At 40.6% G+C, this 17,995-nt stretch carries 17 protein-coding genes; 2 read left to right on the forward strand and 15 right to left on the reverse strand.

What is annotated here, in order from left to right:
- Positions 1 to 9 precede the first annotated feature (9 nt).
- The 4 genes from L0B70_RS09100 to L0B70_RS09115 form a co-directional block, all read right to left on the reverse strand.
- Positions 10 to 219 carry a DUF2945 domain-containing protein gene (locus tag L0B70_RS09100; RefSeq protein ID WP_235141493.1) on the reverse strand — a complete coding sequence of 70 codons (210 nt, stop codon included), beginning with the start codon at positions 217 to 219 and terminating at the stop codon, positions 10 to 12.
- 204 nt (positions 220 to 423) lie between these two features.
- The gene (locus L0B70_RS09105) at positions 424 to 615 is read right to left on the reverse strand and encodes a DUF2945 domain-containing protein (RefSeq protein ID WP_235141494.1); all 192 of its coding nucleotides are present in this window, start codon (positions 613 to 615) and stop codon (positions 424 to 426) included.
- Between the two features lie 34 nt (positions 616 to 649).
- A complete protein-coding gene (locus L0B70_RS09110) occupies positions 650 to 1,183 on the reverse strand; it encodes a DUF488 family protein (RefSeq protein ID WP_235141495.1) in 534 nt (177 codons plus the stop codon).
- 360 nt (positions 1,184 to 1,543) lie between these two features.
- Positions 1,544 to 2,107: a CIA30 family protein gene (locus L0B70_RS09115; protein ID WP_235141496.1), complete on the reverse strand. Its 564-nt coding sequence runs from the start codon at positions 2,105 to 2,107 to the stop codon at positions 1,544 to 1,546.
- 287 nt (positions 2,108 to 2,394) lie between these two features.
- Between L0B70_RS09115 and L0B70_RS09120 the strand changes: the two genes are divergently transcribed.
- Together L0B70_RS09120 and L0B70_RS09125 are read left to right on the forward strand one after the other, a co-directional pair.
- Positions 2,395 to 3,054 (forward strand): hypothetical protein, encoded by a 660-nt coding sequence (locus tag L0B70_RS09120; protein ID WP_235141497.1) that lies wholly within the window; start codon positions 2,395 to 2,397, stop codon positions 3,052 to 3,054.
- Between the two features lie 376 nt (positions 3,055 to 3,430).
- Positions 3,431 to 4,063, forward strand: a complete 633-nt coding sequence (locus tag L0B70_RS09125) for an IS110 family transposase (protein ID WP_235141498.1) — start codon at positions 3,431 to 3,433, stop codon at positions 4,061 to 4,063.
- A gap of 51 nt (positions 4,064 to 4,114) precedes the next feature.
- Here L0B70_RS09125 and L0B70_RS09130 read toward each other — a convergent pair whose 3' ends face one another.
- The 11 genes from L0B70_RS09130 to asnB form a co-directional block, all read right to left on the reverse strand.
- Positions 4,115 to 4,783 (reverse strand): hypothetical protein, encoded by a 669-nt coding sequence (locus tag L0B70_RS09130; RefSeq protein ID WP_235141499.1) that lies wholly within the window; start codon positions 4,781 to 4,783, stop codon positions 4,115 to 4,117.
- Between the two features lie 196 nt (positions 4,784 to 4,979).
- The gene (locus L0B70_RS09135; RefSeq protein ID WP_235141500.1) at positions 4,980 to 5,744 is read right to left on the reverse strand and encodes a TRADD-N-associated membrane domain-containing protein; all 765 of its coding nucleotides are present in this window, start codon (positions 5,742 to 5,744) and stop codon (positions 4,980 to 4,982) included.
- A gap of 305 nt (positions 5,745 to 6,049) precedes the next feature.
- Positions 6,050 to 6,997: a transketolase family protein gene (locus L0B70_RS09140; protein WP_235141501.1), complete on the reverse strand. Its 948-nt coding sequence runs from the start codon at positions 6,995 to 6,997 to the stop codon at positions 6,050 to 6,052.
- A gap of 374 nt (positions 6,998 to 7,371) precedes the next feature.
- A complete protein-coding gene (locus L0B70_RS09145) occupies positions 7,372 to 8,223 on the reverse strand; it encodes a transketolase (RefSeq protein ID WP_235141502.1) in 852 nt (283 codons plus the stop codon).
- A 357-nt stretch (positions 8,224 to 8,580) separates the two neighbouring features.
- Positions 8,581 to 10,152, reverse strand: a complete 1,572-nt coding sequence (locus L0B70_RS09150) for a sodium:solute symporter (RefSeq protein WP_235141503.1) — start codon at positions 10,150 to 10,152, stop codon at positions 8,581 to 8,583.
- A gap of 206 nt (positions 10,153 to 10,358) precedes the next feature.
- Positions 10,359 to 10,646 (reverse strand): GNAT family N-acetyltransferase, encoded by a 288-nt coding sequence (locus tag L0B70_RS09155; protein WP_235141504.1) that lies wholly within the window; start codon positions 10,644 to 10,646, stop codon positions 10,359 to 10,361.
- A 104-nt stretch (positions 10,647 to 10,750) separates the two neighbouring features.
- Positions 10,751 to 11,323, reverse strand: a complete 573-nt coding sequence (locus L0B70_RS09160) for a TMEM175 family protein (RefSeq protein ID WP_235141505.1) — start codon at positions 11,321 to 11,323, stop codon at positions 10,751 to 10,753.
- A 43-nt stretch (positions 11,324 to 11,366) separates the two neighbouring features.
- Positions 11,367 to 12,551, reverse strand: coding sequence for an MFS transporter (locus tag L0B70_RS09165; protein WP_235141506.1), 1,185 nt, complete (start codon positions 12,549 to 12,551; stop codon positions 11,367 to 11,369).
- Positions 12,552 to 12,738: 187 nt separating this feature from the next.
- Positions 12,739 to 14,247 carry a catalase gene (locus L0B70_RS09170; RefSeq protein ID WP_235141507.1) on the reverse strand — a complete coding sequence of 503 codons (1,509 nt, stop codon included), beginning with the start codon at positions 14,245 to 14,247 and terminating at the stop codon, positions 12,739 to 12,741.
- A 270-nt stretch (positions 14,248 to 14,517) separates the two neighbouring features.
- On the reverse strand, positions 14,518 to 15,912 hold the full coding sequence (locus L0B70_RS09175) for an MFS transporter (RefSeq protein ID WP_235141508.1): 1,395 nt from the start codon (positions 15,910 to 15,912) through the stop codon (positions 14,518 to 14,520).
- A gap of 300 nt (positions 15,913 to 16,212) precedes the next feature.
- Complete coding sequence (gene asnB / locus L0B70_RS09180) at positions 16,213 to 17,883, reverse strand: asparagine synthase B (protein ID WP_235141509.1); 1,671 nt, start codon at positions 17,881 to 17,883, stop codon at positions 16,213 to 16,215.
- Positions 17,884 to 17,995 lie beyond the last annotated feature (112 nt).

Here is a 17,995-nt window from a genome sequence, read left to right on the forward strand (position 1 = left end):
TTATGAAATTTATTCTTTGGTTAAGGCAGAACCTTTGTGCGCGGCGATATGATCTGTTTTGCTGCTTTTGATCTCGTACTGCGGGTCGTCTTCTTTTGCGTGATGCGTGTAACCTTTGTAATCGAAGTCTTTCGTATGAACTTTGATGATGGTTCCGGAAACTTTTCCCGCTTCGGATTTCCAGCTTAATTTATCGCCGATCTTAAATTTTTTATCCATGTTGTTTTTATTTAATTTTTACTTTTTTTAAAGGAATTGAGAAGGTCCGAAGACATTGTTTATATCATTTCCTGATGCTCGCAAATATTTCACTTCAAAAAATAAGTGCTAAATATCTTTAATTGAAATCAGTTAAAAATTTTAGAAACAATTAATAATTTGTCCGAAAGAATGCTCCCGGTAATACAGAAGAGAAAGGTCACATTAAGCAGTACCACGGGACTTCTTCAATGCTGAGGGTTTGTGTGCTGCTGTTTTGCCCGTTTTGAAACTTTGAACCTCATACTGCGGATTTTCTTCGGACGCACGGCGTTTCCGACCCATAAATTCGAAATCTTCGGTATGTTTTTTAATAATTTTACCGTTCACCAGACCAAACTGAGAATTCCAGGTCACTCATCACCAATTTTCAATTCTACTTCCATATCTTTTATTTTTCAGTGTAAAAAACTTTGTCACCCACAACTCTCGCCGGCGACGTGTAAGGATGTTCGGTTGCTTTTCCCGCACCCATAATGTGCAGAACTTCCCAGCCTTTTGCTTTAAAATAATCCGAAACCATGGAGCGATGACAGCGCCACCACACTGCTTCGGAACACATCATTGCCGTGGGTTTTTCTAATGCGGCTTTTTCCAGCATTTTTGCACCGTCTTCGAAAGATTCCGTTTCCATGTAATCGGCGTAGGCCTGGAAGGATTTGTTGCGCCACGTCGTGTTTTTGGAATGGGCAGCCGCTTTTCTTCGTCCGCCCAGATTTTCGATATAAACATATTCGATGCCGTTTTCTTCGAGCGATTTTTTCAGCTGCTCCTGGTCGAACTGCGGATATTTCCGGGAACCGGGCAGGCGGCGGATGTCGGCGAGGGTTTTAATGTGAAATGAATTCAGCAGGTCCAGAAACTCTTCGATGCTTCGCGTAGAATGACCGATGGTGAAAAGGGTGGGGCTTTGCAAAGATGACATTTGACGAAATTTTTAGGAAAGAATAATTTTAAATTTACTGATTTTAAAATAAATATTAATTTGAAGTCTTTGTCGTTATGGATTTTCAATTCATTCAATAGGTTAATCTTCGATGTTGTACGAATTCTTTGGTGTGACCTCAATAAGACTAAAAGTTTTTAATTTAAAGTCAGCAAGAAAGGATTCGCGCGGGAGCTGAGGACGGAATGGATTGGATTGGATAAGGCGAAGTAAATAACCAGACCGGATTTTCAGTTCAGCCATTTTATAGGTTAATAAAGTGTGTTGTAATTTCTGCCGCTGAAACTCCTCCTCGTCAGTGATTATAAATCTGTGCGCCGGCTTCCAATCGATTTATTGCTAATCAACCGCAATAGATTTGACGAAAATTTCAAAAGTTTCTGCCTTTTTATTGCCAATTAATAACTGCATTTCCACCACATTTTCCCCGGCATAATTGGGCACATCTACCTCTTCTCCTCTGTAAGTTGCTTCCATCAAATTAAACGGAATGGTAACCGTCTCCCAATTTTCACCGCCCTTTGTAGGAAAGGTATAAGCATAAGAATGTCTGCCGTTGGGCGTTCTGATGCGAAAGTTATAATCTTTGCCATCGCCTTGTAATGTTATTAAAAATGATTTTGAATCTTTGGAAATGATAAAAGGTTCTTTTTCTACGGTTTGATGGATTGAGCAAAAACCGCCATCATTTTCCAGGGAAACACGACCGGAGAAATGCGCGAGGCTGTCTTCAGTCATTTTGAGTTGGCTCTCAGACCGGCCACCCATTACGACATCATTCTGGATGCGCCATTTGCCTTTTCCCTGGTCGGAAAAATTGTAAAGCATTTGGCTGTTGGATTGAGTTGCGATGCGATCATTTGTTGTATGATCAGTTTTTGGGTTTTTATTTGAATTTGGCATACAGGAAAATATTAAAAGTGATAGAATGATGAGGAGTCGCATTTTAAATGTTGGACCTAAAATTACAAAAAATAAAATCCAAATGCGTTGCCGTTGTATGGCGGATTTGGAAATTGAGATTATTTGAATTTAATAATTTTTTTAAGAACGACCACACGAAGGGATTCGTGCGGCAGCAAGGGGTTTATTGTAAAAAAGTTGACCAAATTATAAGAAAAAAATGAATATCAATTTATAATGCAAAATTGTTATAAAATGTATATTTGTAATCATTAAAAATTATTGGTATGAATTCAAAAAATAAGGAAGAAGAAAGATTTCTTTATATTAAGAATGAAAATTTTGATTCTTTTATTCAGTTGAAAGTGCCGCTAAAAGAACTTGAAGAAGATTATGTAAATTTTCCTGTTACATTTGGTAACATAAATCAACTTAAGGATTTTATATGGCTTCAGTTCCAAAAGAATATAGAAAGACATTCCAATAACTTTGAAGTACAATATCACACATATTTAGCGATGATCAAGTTTAAAGTGGTTTTTGAAAATAAAACGGATAACTATCACATTAAAAAACTCGCAAATGATGCCTTCAAAATGTCTCACCAAAATACTTTTGCAATAAATGGTTTTATGATGGAGGCTGTTATTTCTGCTCATAAAAATAGTTGTCCTACGTGTCTGATAGACGATGGTAGGGTTTTAAGTGAAACAGAATTTTTCACACATGACGTACTTCCACATAAAGATTGTACTTGTTCTGGTATTGGGTGTATCTGTGTATTTGGCTTTCGTGGAGTTAGAGACCAGACGGGACAACTAATTTATCAGGAATTAGATATCAAAGATGAAAAACAGAGAGAAAATGGTTTTTCGAACAAATCCTTACAAAGGGAAGGTGCAAAATCCTTACTAAATTTCTTTAAGTTCTTTTCAAAGAAAAAATAATTCCTTCCATATTACAGTTGTAAAAATATTATTTTTTTTGCTCACTATATTGTACTGTAATGAATGAAATAATGATCAGTTCATTATATTACTATACATCTAAAGTAAACAGGATTAACTCAATTAAATAATAGATTAGTTCGAGACAATATGAGCAGTTATTTTATATATTGTGTTTATAATTTTGAGATTTTTTATGTAGCTAGATATGGTTTATGTTTCAATAATGTAGTAAAATCGACTTTTGTTCAGTCGGCTTTAATTTCTAGTAATTTCAGACAAAACGAAAGTTTAGTTATTAGCAAAGTAATTACAAGGTAGATGCCAAAGAAATCGCATATTACGCCAACGCAACACCGACAAAATTACACTTTCTGTGCTTCCGGAACTGAGTCTGCAGCAACTCAAAATCGTTTTTTCGGAACGGGAAAAAACCGTGGCTGCCATTAAAACTTTCGAAAGAACGCGGGAAAATGAAATTTTCCTCAGCAAAGAAGTTTTTGGTAGCGTAAAATCCATTAATAAACAAACCGTCAACCACCTGAAAAAACAGCTTGCTCTGCTGGACCAGAAGATCAAAAAATTAATTCGCGAAGATGAAAATCTGTTCGAACAACAGCAGCTTTTGAAAAGTATTCCGGGTATTGGAGAGGTTACGTCGGTTTATCTTTTAATGGCGACAAAAGGTTTTACCACCTTTGCAAATGCACGGAAATTCGCCTGTTATTCGGGTGTCGCACCCTTTGAGCACACTTCTGGAACCAGCATCAAAGGCAAGACAAGAGTCAGTCATTTGGCAGATAAAAAGATGAAAACGCTGCTGCACATGGTTTCGCTCACGGCCATCAAATACGATCCGGAACTGAAGGAATATTACACCCGAAAAAAGGCAGAAGGAAAACACACGATGTTGGATTTAAACAACATCAAATGTAAAGTTGTATACAGAATATTTGCTGTAATCCAGCGCAAGTCCAATTTTGTGAATCTGCACAAATTTGCAGCGTAAATTATTGGGATTTTGTTTGGTTTTTGTCATAGAATATGTTAGCGGAAGTTCCTAATTAACAGCATTGTTCAAATCCAACACTTCTGGCGGAATGAAATCAACTTTTGGGTCATTTACTTTTTCCTTTGCTTCATTCAATTCGTCAACATCTTGTTCTGAATGGCTTTGACATTTTAAAATATAAGCAACATCAGTTTCAATCTCTAATCTGTCAAAACAGACGAATCTAATGTCGGAACCTAGTTTGATTTTTTCGCAAGATAATATTGGATCAATTTTTCTTATTTCAACATTATACAACAAAATATTGAAACTAATTAACATATCTTGAGGTGTTAAACTTTGACGAGGTCCAATCACATATGATATTTTATTGCAACAATAAAATAAGTCGTATGCAACTTGATTCAATCCACCACGACAGCAAGAAAGCATTACTAAACAATCTTCATTCATACAGTCTGAACTGCACAATTCAACTCCAAAGTCAAACCAACTGAAAATAATTGTTCCCGCCTCATTTCCAAAGCATTCATCGCTTCCATGCGAACTAAGATATATGAAATCATATTTTATACCCTTATTTAGAATGGTTATAAGTTCAGCGTTATCTTTTGGTGCGACAGAAGTTACATTGATTTTATAAAGTTCAGCTTGCGATTTAATATTTTGGCATTCATTTTTCTCGCCTTGCATTCCACAAGCTTCGATAATTAACATTCTTTTCATATTTAGTGTTTATTTTCTTAAAATAGCGATTTTTTCCTGGAATTTCCGCTAACGTTTCGCGTGTATGCGAAGTTGCGGAAAAAGGAGCAGAGTATTTTCTGCCACCGGAAACAAACTTAGTAAAAAAAGACATTCTTTTACCTGAAAACCAGCAATTTCGTCATAAACGATGTTGGGCGAAGTTTTTCTACTCTTTCGTGGTTGTTAGATATTTATTTACATCAACTGTAAGTCTATCGATCAACATTTCATAGGCTTTATTTTTTTGTTCAGTTTCCATTTCATCGGTTATTTTTAGCGCCAAACTTATATTTTGAGTTAGAACTAATTTTTGATGATACTGAGACATCTTCAATATAGTTTTATTGTATAAATAAAAGAAAATTGCGGCAATAAATTCGCTTAGAACTCCTGATGCGGTTGTAACATAGGCAGGCTCTAACTTTCCATTATACATCATAACTATACCTGTTATTATAATTATTAAACCGGAAATTGCAGCAAAGGACGCAAGTCTAAAACTTTTATTAGCCTGTTCTTGCGTCTGTAAATAATACTGGTCCAAATACTTAAAATTTATTTGAACCAGTTTAGTGAAAAAGTTCTGGTCGATATTTTCTTGTAATTCTATCACACCAGCTTTCGCCAATTCCATCTCAACTCTATTCAATCTCCCTGTTAGCATAAGTCTCATTGCTCCGAGACAATAGGCATAAATTATAGAGCCAATAATACAGCCAAAAAGTAATTGGGCAATCAAACTCGATCTGGTAATTTGATCAGTGAATGCTTCTACTCGAAATACATAGTAACATATTGAACCAACAATTGAACAAATCAGCCAGCCCCACCAAGTAAATCTAAATGTTTCTAATTGCTTTGAAACGTGTTCTTTACGCTGTTTTAAGACAGCGATTTCATTAACAATATCTTCTGAAGACTGGATTTCCATGATTTTGGTTTTAAAATTTCGCCTAACTTATTCATATGTATTACTTCATCAAACAAATACAACGTATTTGATAGGGATTTGTCTGACAGTCGTAAGTTTTACTTCTAGTCACTAATATAGAATTTATTCCTCATAAATTGCAAATCGATCTTTTGTATTTCCTAACGTATAGGCTTATACAGACATGAAGTTTTATTGATTTTGCTAGAATATCAATTATCGACAAAAAATCCACTGCAATATAGCAGTGGATTAAACTTTTTTCTAAAAGCGAAGCGATCTAAAATCTTTTCGTCTTTTTGAAATTATCTCTCCATAATTCTCTTCACCGCTGCAATCACCGCATCAGAATCGATACCATATTTTTTCATGAGTTCTGCTGGGGTGGCAGATTCTCCGAAAGTATCGTTTACCGCAACATATTCCTGAATGGTTGGCCTTTTTCGGGACAACATTCCGGCAACGGATTCACCTAAACCTCCGATGTAATTGTGCTCTTCGGCAGTGACGATTTTTCCTGTTTTCTCTACGGATTTCAGGATGATGTCTTCGTCCAATGGTTTGATGGTGTGAATGTTAATAACCTCACAGGAAATTCCTTCTTTCTCTAAAGCATCGGCCGCCAATAAAGATTCCCAAACTAAATGTCCGGTCGCGACGATGGTCACGTCGGTTCCTTCCTGAAGCAGAATTCCTTTTCCGATCTCAAACGGCATATCTTCCGGAATAAATACAGGAACAACCGGTCGTCCGAAACGTAAATAAACCGGGCCTTCGAAATCTGCGATGGCCAAAGTAGCTGCCTTGGTTTGGTTGTAATCACAAGTGTTGATGACGGTCATGCCGGGAAGCATTTTCATCATTCCGATATCTTCCAGAACCTGGTGTGTGGCACCGTCTTCACCCAAAGTGAGTCCGGCGTGGGAGGCGCAGATCTTTACATTTTTATTGGAATACGCGATGGACTGGCGAATCTGGTCATAAACCCGCGACGTTGAAAAGTTTGCGAAAGTTCCGGTGAACGGAATTTTTCCGCTGATGGTTAGGCCCGCGGCAATTCCCATCATGTTGGCTTCTGCGATGCCGACCTGGAAAAATCTTTCGGGCGCTTTTTCAATGAATTTCTCCATTTTCAAAGAGCCGATGAGGTCTGCACAAAGGGCAACGACGTTCGGATTTTTATCTGCCAACTCGGCCAAACCGGCACCGAAGCCGCTTCTTGTATCTTTTTGTTCTGTATAAGTATATTTCATGTTTTTGATGTTTTGATTTCTCGAATTTCTTCGAATTTTAATAGGTATGTCTTATTTAAAAGAATAAAAATTTAGCGCAAAGGGCGCAAAGTTTTTTTTATAAATACGCTTTTAATTACGTTCACAAAGGCGTTTCACTCAGGAAGGTCCGCAAAGAATTCCAATCTATTACTGTTCACGGACAATCTATATTTTTAGTAAGGGGTTTTTTAATGATAACTCATCTGCAGCCCGGCCTGAGTGGAGCTCTTTTTAATTGGTGGCTGAGCGTAGCCGAAGCTACCAGTTAAAAAAGCGGGAACGGAGGACGGAAATGTCTGACATAAAAAATAAAATGAGCCTTTGACGAAGAAAAATGTCTTGCCCAAAAAATTTTAATAGTCTGCCGGAGCTTCGATATAGAGTTGCTTAAAGGCGGTTTCCAGTTGCTCGTCGCTCGGTGCTTTTCCGTGCCACGCGTGGGTTCCCACCATGTAATCGACGCCAAATCCCATCTCGGTATTGAGGAGAATGACGACGGGTTTTCCCTGACCGGTTTCGGCTTTGGCGCGTTCTAAAATCGCGATAACGGCCTCGAGATCGTTGCCATTTTTTTCGTTAAGGACTTTCCAGCCAAAAGCTTCGAGTTTTGCGTGCAGATCGCCTAAATCCAAAACATCGTCGGTATCGCCGTCGATCTGTCTGCCATTATAGTCGATGGTTGCGATAATGTTATCGACTTTTTTGGCCGCAGCGTACATAAAGGCTTCCCAGTTTTGGCCTTCCTGCAGTTCGCCGTCGCCCTGCAAAGTGTAAACGAGGCTGCTGTCGCCGTCTAATTTTTTACCTAAAGCCGCGCCAATGCCTACGGACAAACCCTGACCTAAAGAGCCGGAAGCCACGCGAACGCCGGGAAGTCCTTCGTGCGTTGTGGGGTGACCTTGCAGTCTAGTGCCTAATTTCCGGAAGGTTGCGAGTTCGGAAACGGGAAAAAATCCGAAGCGCGCCAAAGTGGAGTAGAAGACGGGAGAAATGTGGCCGTTGGAAAGGAAGAAAAGGTCTTCGTTTTTTCCGGCCATGGTGAAGGGCAATTTGTAATTCAGCACTCTGCCGTAAAGCGCGGTAAAGTATTCTGTACAGCCCAAACTGCCGCCGGGATGGCCGGAATTTACGGCGTGCACCATTCGTAAAATGTCTCTTCTAATCTGTGTGGTAAGAGATTTCAGCTCTTCAGTAGATTTACTCATTATGTAGATTTATTTGGAGGCGAATTTACGAATTTTTGATGGCGTGGGAAAATGGAAGAAGGGTGGTTTTTAGCGTTGGAAATGATAGTACGTTTCGTGGGATTGGACTGAAATTCTGGGCGATTTTTTGGCATTTTCTCTAAGTTTTGAGAAATGGTGCTAAGTGGCGGAAGGTGGTAGTTGGATGTTTTTTTTTAAGGGAGGGTGAAGGTAGTTTGGATTTTGGTTTTTTTTAGAATTTGTTGAACCTTGACAAGGTTGATTTCGCTCGCTTAAGTAGTTCTCTCTTCGTAACCTAAAGTCTCACCAACGCAATTTAAAAACATGTAAAACCTTGACAAAATTGATTTCGCTCGGTTAAATAGTTTCTCCTTTCAACCCTTTACTTCTAATCAGCCACAACCCCAAAAATGTGATCAATCCATTGATAATAATAAGTTCAACCCCAATTTTGTAGGTGCTGTTATTGGTGACAAAAAAGTTGAGCAGATAAGTTAAAACAGGGGAAATTAGAGTAACTGCGAGAATCGCGTATTTTTTGTGAATCTGGAATCTGGTCAAAATGCCGAAAGCAAAAAGTCCCAGCAGAGGACCGTAGGTGTAGCCCGCGACTTCCATGATAAGGTAAACGATGGACTTATCGTTGATGGCTTTAAAGATCATAATCAGGATAAAAAAGATCACCGTGAAAATCAAATGGATTTTCATTCGGAGTTTTTTCTTCTGTTTTTCTGTCCGGATTTTGTCTTCGTTCAGATTTAAAAGGTCTACGCAGTAAGAACTCGTCACCGCGGTTAAAGCCCCGTCCGCAGAAGGGAAAAGCGCAGAAATCAAACCGATTATAAAAATGACCGAAATAAAGAGCGGGAAATATCCCTGTAGCGACAGTGCGGGGAAAAGATCATCGCCCATCATGTTCGTAATGTTGCCCGCCGTGTCTTTAAAACCAAACGCATTGCTTGTTTTTCCGCTCACTATATCTACGATCTGGCCGTATTCTGCGCCGTTGCTTTGGGCAAAAAGATAAAGCAAACCGCCCAAAAAGAGGAACGCGAAATTCACCAAAAGTAAAGTTCCCGCAAACGTGAGCATGTTTTTTTTGGAGTTGTGCAGATTGTCCACAGAAATGTTTTTCTGCATCATTTCCTGATCCAGTCCCGTCATCGCAATCGTAATGAACATGCCACCCAAAATCGTTTTCAGGAAAAATGTTTTCGAATGGAAATCGGTGTTCAGCACATGCGTGTAATCTTTCGACGCCAAAACCGTGTAAGCCTCGCCCGCAGACAAATTCAAATTGGAAAGAATGTAAACAATACACCCCACTAAACTTAAAATCATAAAAGAAGTTTGCAATGTATCCGTAATCACAATCGTTTTCACGCCGCCTTCGTAGGTGTACAGCAAGACCATTAATAAAATGATGGCCGAAGTCAGCCAGAACGGAACACCCAGATCGGACAGAAGAAAGATCTGCAGCACATTCACCACCAAAAATAAACGCGCCGTGGCACCGATGGAGCGCGAAATAATAAAAAATATCGACCCAATTTTATGCGCTTCCACATTAAATCTTCGGCCCAGATATGTGTAGATAGACGTCAGGTTCATTTTGTAGTAAAGCGGTAAAAGTACGGACGCCACGATAAAATACCCGATAAAAAAGCCGATGACGAGCATGTAATACTCAAATCCGCCAAAAGCATACGCTCCGTCCGTCATTTTTCCCACGGTGCCGGGCACTGAAATAAACGTGACGCCGGAAAGCGAGGTTCCGATCATTCCGAACGCCACCAGCCACCATTTGCTTTTTCTGTTTCCGATAAAAAAGGACTGATTGTCGGCATTTCTACTCGTAAAATAGGAAATCACCAGTAAGCCAACAAAATAGACGAAAACAAATAATAACAAAATCGTGGATGTGTTCATTTTAAAAAATTTATGAGCAAATATAGTTTTTTTTAGGATTTGGGCGCCTTTATCCGCCTTCCACTCCCGCTTTTTTTGCTTCACTGCGTTGCGCAAAAAAGAGCTCCGTTCAAGTCGGGGCGCAGATTCGTCTTTTTGCCCAGTTGTCACACAAAAAAACCTTTCCGGCGGGAAAGGTTAATTATTTTTCTTAATTATAATGTCGTTTAAGCGGAGAAAACATCGTGCGTCGACGCATCTTTTTCCAAAACAGATTTTGCGAACGGGCAGGTTGCACGGATTTTTTTTCCGTCCTTTCTCGCGAATTCCACGGCTGAAGTAACCAGATCTTTTCCGATTCCTTTTCCTTCAAAATGATCCTCAACTTCCGTGTGTGCGATGTTAAAAGTATTTTCGTCCAACCATTCGTACTGTAGAACGCCGGCTCTTTCACCCTCGTATCTTGCACTGAACTCTCCAAACTTTTCTCCGTTATTTTGCGTAATTTCTGCCATTTTAATTTATTTTTTTTGTTAAATTTTATCGATGTTGTTTAAGGCAAAGAAAGAATAATGCCAACCAGCACTGCGGCAAAATTTAAATAAACCTTCATAAACCATTACTTCAGATTTTTTTCGATTCTCAGATCCGGAATCACCCAAAATATTGCGGCAACATAATACATTCCCACAGCAATTAAGGGCAGGAAAAAAGAAAGAACGATGCCCGAAACATAAATAAGAGCCGACAGTTTTTCTTTCAACGTAGATTGCAGTGCTTTCGCAATCACCGAATCTTTGCCCTCCAGGTCCAGACAAAATTTCTGCAGGATATTAAAAGCCAGCGCGCACATCAACAAAATAAATCCATACAATGCCGCGGGATTTTTGGTGAAGTGATTTTCGCCCAGCCAGGAGGTGGCAAAAGGTAAAATGGAGAGCCAAAATAAAAGATGCAGATTAGCCCAAAGCACTTTTCCGTTCACATGTTTTACCGCCTGAAATAAGTGGTGATGGTTGTTCCAGTAAATTCCGATATAAATAAAACTGAAAAGATAGGAGAGAAATTTAAAAGCAAGCGGTTTTAAATCCGAAAAATTTTCACCTTCCGGGATTCTCAGTTCCAGGACCATAATGGTGATAATTATGGCGAGAACGCCGTCGCTGAATGCTTCTAATCTGCCTTTCGTCATTTTGCTTTTTTACAAACTAAAGATAAAGAAAATCCAGATTAACTTACAGGTGCGCTTTTCTAAATTGCGTCATCGTTAAAATAAGCAGTCCTAAAATACCTAAAATAAAATAGCCTTCCGCCACGTGCAGCTGAACCTGCGGTTTCAGGATCGCCACAATTCCGTAACTGATGGCAGACGTTATGATGAAGGCAAAACCGCCCGTTAATCCCCCGGCAACACCCGCCGAATTAGGAAATCTTCCCAAACAGTACGCAAAATAATTATTAAAAATAAAGCCGGCAGTAACGTGAATCACGAAGGCAAACGCGACCAAACTGTAAATGGTATTTAAAAATAAAGACGAAAAAATCATCAAAACGATTAAAAATAACTGTATAAAATTAGCGTACCGGATTTTCGGCAGAAATGCTTTTTCGATTAAGGCTTTGCCTAAAAATCCGCCCATCATCCAGGCAAAACCAAGCATTAACGAAACATATCCGGCCACCACCTCCGAATAGCCCATCTTATGTTCGATGATAAATGCACCGCATAAATTAAAGAAAATAACCATCGCGTAACTGACGCCACACATGAGCATGCCGTAGAAAAAATCTTTCGTGCGGAACATCATGTCGTATTCTTTCAACACGGTTCGTAAAAAAAAAGGTTTTTTAATTTTTAAAGTTTCACCCGAGAACAGAAGTTCAAAAATCAACAGCAGCAAACTGTAACCCGCCAAAACATAAAAGTTAGATTGCCAACCGAATAATTTCTGTAAATATCCGCCCAGAAAAGGCGCAATAATAGGTCCTACCGACCATACAATCGTCATGATACTTAAATAATGTTTCCGTTTTTCGCCTTCATACACATCAACAAAAAATGCACGTTTTGAAACTACAGCGAAACCCGATAAAGCGCCCTGTACCACGCGCATGGCATAGATAACCATAATATCTTTCGTGGTGGCGGTAATCAAAAAACTTACGATAAACAACGCCAGGGAAATCAACGCAACACGATAGCGACCGAAAGAATCGACCACGCTTCCCGCAAAAAACTGGGTGATGCCGTAACTGATCAAAAATATGGAAAGCGTTAGTTGGATCCGGCTTTCCGGCTGTTGCAGTTCCACCGCCATACTCGGCATGGAGGGCAAATAAATATCGGTCGCCAGGCCCGACATTGGAATTACTGCAAACGCAAGCAAGGTTGCAATAAATTTATTTTTTTCTTTAAGCATTCTTTAAGGGAAATTTCAGCGTCACTTATTTTTAAAAGTTGCGCAAAATTCGGTCTTTTTGCAGAAACTAGCCGTGGAAAATAAATAAAATTGAAGATCGACAGAATCGATGGAAGGCTCAGTTTGTAAAATAAAAAAGGTGAAACGAATATAATCCTTTCACCTTTAACTTTATTAATTTTTATTCCTAATGACTTGGTTTCGGCGCCCATTGATCATAAGGCGTCATGTCGAAACTATTAACTTCTTCCATCGTCAGTCCCAAAGCATTTGCAACGCCGGTTCCGTATTCCGAGTCGGCTTTATAACAGTTTCTGATGTGGCGGATCTGGATGAATTTCTCGGCGCCACCAACATTTGCGGCAGTATTATCGAAAAGCATCTGCTCTTTGCCGTCCGCCTTTATAATTCGGAAAAGATTTCCCGGCTGCGTGAAGTAATCTTCATCATCGTCCCGGAAGTTGTGCGCGTAAGCATCGCCCGAAAGCTCCAGCGGCGGCTCCTTGGACGAAGGCTGTTCCTGCCATTCGCCGTAACTGTTGGGTTCGTAATGTTTCGTACCGCCGTAGTTACCGTCCACGCGCATCTGGCCATCGCGGTGAAACGCGTTATATGGACATCTCGGTTTATTCACGGGAATCTGATAGTGATTCACGCCTAACCGGTAGCGCTGCGCATCGCCGTAGGAAAAGAGACGTCCCTGCAGCATTTTGTCCGGAGAAAAACCGATACCGGGAACGATATTCGTCGGGTTAAAGGCGGCTTGCTCCACATCGGCAAAATAATTTTCCGCATTTTTGTTCAGTTCAAATTCGCCGACTTCAATTAAAGGGAAATCTTTTTTGGACCAGACTTTTGTGAGATCAAACGGATGGAAACGGTAGGTTTTGGCTTCTTCTTCCGTCATAATCTGAACGAACATTTTCCATTTCGGGAAATTGCCTTTTTCGATGTTGTCGAAGAGATCCCGTTGTGCGGATTCGCGGTCCATTCCGATGAGTTTTCCGGCTTCTTCATCCGTTAAATTGTCGATGCCCTGCTGTGTTCTAAAATGAAATTTCACCCAATGGCGAACATTATCTTTATTGAGAAAGCTGTACGTGTGGCTTCCGAAACCGTGCATATGCCGGTAGCCGTTCGGGATGCCGCGGTCGCTCATGATGATGGTCACCTGATGCAGAGCTTCGGGTAGTAAAGTCCAGAAATCCCAGTTATTATTCGCATCGCGGAGGTTGGTTTTCGGGTCGCGTTTTACGGCATGATTCAGGTCCGGAAATTTCATTGGATCGCGGAAAAAGAAAACGGGCGTGTTATTGCCAACCATATCCCAAATTCCCTCTTCTGTGTAAAATTTTAAAGCAAATCCTCTAATATCCCTCTCTGCATCGGCGGCGCCTCGCTCACCGGCAACAGTGGAAAACCGGGCGAACATTTCGGTTTGCTTGCCGATCTCATTAAAAATATTTGCTTTCGAATAAGCCGAAATATCGTGCGTAACGGTGAAAGTTCCGAAGGCGCCAGAGCCTTTCGCGTGCATTCTCCGTTCGGGGATCACTTCCCGGTCGAAGTTGGCCATTTTTTCCAAAAACCAAAAATCCTGCATTAACAGTGGTCCTCTCGGTCCGGCGGTTTGCGTATTTTGATTATCGGGAACTGGTGCTCCGGTTTGCCTCGTCAGTTTTTTCTTGTCTTCCATTTTAATAATTTTTAGTTGATGAAAGTTAGGCATTATAAATTATCAAAATGATCGCTTTTGTCTAAAACGTTCATTTATTCCAAATTAAAAAGGAATTTCGGCTGATGATTTCTAACTGAAACTATTTGATGATGCAGGAAATGCTAAAGATCGAATGCGTAATTTATAGACTATTATTTTGAGCTTTCTGATGATCATTTCTTTGTTGAATGAGAAAGATTCGATATCAATCGAAATCTTTTTCTTAAAAAAATGCAAATTGGAACCAGATTATACGTGCGATTTCATATTTTCTCCATCTGATGAATGAAGCCGTCTAAAAACAAATCCCGATAGAACCGTTAGAAAACCGACGATATAAAAAGTGTAGCGAAACGCGAGATGCGTGCTGCCGCCGGTTACGGAAGTGTTGTTTTCAAAAATTTTCAGCGCAATTAGTCCAAAAGCAATCCCGAAGCCAACGGCGAGTTGCTGATTAACCGCAAGTAAGGAATTTCCGCTGCTCGTGTGCGACGTACGCAGATCGGCAATCGCAATCGTGTTCATCGACGTGAACTGAATGGAATTGAAAAATCCCAAAATGGCAATGATTGGAATAAACCAATAAATGGACGTGTTCATGCCCGGAATTCCGAGGCAGGAAATCAAGATGCCGATGATGAAAGTATTCGTCATCAACGTTCGGCGGTAACCGAAATAGTCTAAAATTTTAATGACTGAAGATTTTCCCAACATCGCGGTTAAAGCCATCGGCGCGACAATCCAGCCCGAAACTACAGCGCTTTCCCCGTAGGCAATCTGAATCATCAACGGCAACAAGAGAGGAATGGAGCTGATTCCTAAGCGCGTGGCTAAATTCCCGACAATTCCTACCCGAAACGTGCGAACCTGAAATAAATTTAAAGGGAAAATGGGATTTTTCGTCTTTTTTGCATGGATGTAATAATAGTAGATCATTAAAAACCCGAATGTAAAAATGAGTAAAATTAAAGTCGTGTGTTGAGACGAGCCGAACATTTCCAGCGATACAGAAAGAAGAAGTGAGGCGGAGGCGAAGATCAAAAAACCTTTTAAATCAAACGTAATCTGGTCGGATCGGTAATCGGGCATGTATTTTAAACTCAACAATAAACCCAATAAACCGATGGGAATGTTAATTAGAAAAATCCAGTGCCAGGAAAAATAATCGACCATATAACCGCCGACTAAAGGTCCGAGAATTGGTCCGATCAGCGCGGGAATAATAGCGTAATTCATGGCTTTCATGAGCTCGTTTTTCTCGAACGTCTTAATTAAAGCCAACCTGCCTACGGGCGTCATTAAACTACCACCCAACCCCTGAATCACCCGCGAAATGACGAGTTGCGTTAAATCCTGGGACAGGGCGCAAAATAAGGAACCCAACATAAAAATGACGAGGGAAAAAATAAAAATTTTCCGTGTTCCGAACTTGTCGGCCAGAAAACCGCTCACCGGCATGAAGAGTGCGAGTGTAAGGACGTAACTGATGATGGCGTTCTGCATATTCAGCGGAGATTCCTGCAGATCTTTGGCAATCGAAGGCAAAGACGTGTTAAGAATGGTGGAGTCCAACATTTGCATGAAAATGGACGTCGCTAAAATAAGAGGAAGGAATTTTTTTACGGAACTTTGTGAATTGGGCATTCGGCAAATTTAAACGAAGCACAGCAAACGATTTGCCATCCGCATAAGTCTTTATAAAAAAGGCTCATCGACAATATCTTTACAAGATCAAACCAAGAGACTCTGCGGACTTCTTCTGAAGGTGAAATCTACCAACGAAATGTTTTGAGGAGCTACCTTGACAGTTTTTGTTAAAACCTGAATCATCGTAGATAGAAAACGGGCTTTCTCCGACAAATTCGGAAGATACGCCCGTTTCTAATCTCAAGAATAATTTCCCAGTGTTTTCCCTTGGCTCTTTTTACTTTTTCCCTGGCTCTTCTAGTAGGAATCTTCGTGCACCGATTTCACCGCTCTGCCGCTGGGGTCGTTGGCGTTTTTAAAGGCTTCGTCCCATTCCAGCGCGATTGGCGTGGAGCACGCGACGGAAGGCACAGACGGAACTGTCGCCGCCGCGGTTTCACTTGGGAAATGCTCTTCAAAAATCGTTCGATAGCGGTATTCTTCTTTATTTTGGGGTGTATTTAAGGGGAAGCGGAATTTCGAGTTCGTCATCATTTCGTTGGTGACTTCTTTTTCCGCAACTTCTTTTAAAGAATCGATCCAGGAATAGCCCACGCCGTCGGAAAACTGTTCTTTCTGGCGCCATGCAATACTTTCTGGTAATAAATCTTCAAAGGCTTTGCGCAAAACCCATTTTTCCATTTTGCCGTCGGCTTTGCTTATCATTTTATCTTTCGGATTCATCGTCATCGCCACATCCATAAATTCTTTGTCGAGAAACGGAACCCTTCCTTCTATTCCCCAACTCATCAGCGATTTGTTGGCTCTTAAACAGTCGTAAAGGTGAAGTTTTCCAAGCTTTCGCACGGTTTCTTCGTGGAATTCTTTGGCATTCGGCGCCTTGTGGAAATAGAGATATCCCCCAAAAAGCTCGTCGCTGCCTTCGCCGGAAAGCACCATTTTGATTCCCATGGATTTGATGACTCTTGCCAATAAATACATCGGCGTGGAGGCGCGAATAGTTGTTACATCGTACGTTTCGAGATGGTAAATCACGTCGCGTACCGCATCGAGGCCTTCCTGAACGGTGAAGTGAACTTCGTGGTGAATGGAGCCGATATGATCCGCCGCTTTTTGGGCAGCGAGCAAATCGGGGCTTCCTTCCAGGCCCACGGCAAAACTGTGCAGACGCGGATACCAGGCTTCCTGCGTGTCGCCACTTTCGATTCTGTTGCGGGAATATTTTGCCGTCACCGCCGCAATAATGGAAGAATCTAAACCGCCGGAAAGCAGAACGCCATACGGAACATCGCTCATCAACTGGCGGTGGACCGCGTCTTCCAAAGCTTTTCTGATGCGGGAAATGTCGGTAGCATTATCTTTTACGTTGTTGTAATCGGTCCAGTCTCTTTTGTACCACTGCTGCATTTCATAGCCGTCTTTGCTGTAGAGAAAATGCCCGGGCAGAAAGTTTTCGATCGTTTTGCAGATGCCTTCCAAAGCTTTTAATTCGGACGCTACATAATAATTTCCATTTTTGTCCCAACCTTGGTAAAGCGGGCAAATGCCCATGTGGTCGCGACCCACGAGATAAATGTCGTTTTCGATATCATAAAGTGCAAAGGCGAAAATTCCGTTTAATTTTTCCAGAAAATCTTTTCCGTCTCTTCGGTATAAAGCTAAGATCACTTCACAATCCGAGTGGGTTTGAAATTCGTAATCGGGAAATTCTTTTCGAAGTTCCTGATGGTTATAAATTTCGCCATTAACGGCCAGGACTACTTTTTTATCTTTTGTAAACAGGGGTTGCTTGCCGGAAGTGGGATCGACGATCGCCAATCTTTCATGAGAAAAAATTACTTTTTCATCCTGAAAAATGCCGCTCCAGTCCGGGCCGCGGTGACGGATTTTTTTAGACATTTCCAGAACCTGAGGTCGCAAGATTTCGGTTTTCTGTTTCGCATCGAAAAGGCATACAATTCCACACATAACTTCTGTATTTTTATCGTTTGGTAACTTTTAATTAAAATTCTACTGCAAACATATTATAAATCTTTACAAAATGAAACAAAAAACAGCTAAGTAAGAAAAATATACTAAA

Source organism: Kaistella sp. 97-N-M2 (assembly GCF_021513235.1).
Lineage (GTDB): Bacteria > Bacteroidota > Bacteroidia > Flavobacteriales > Weeksellaceae > Kaistella.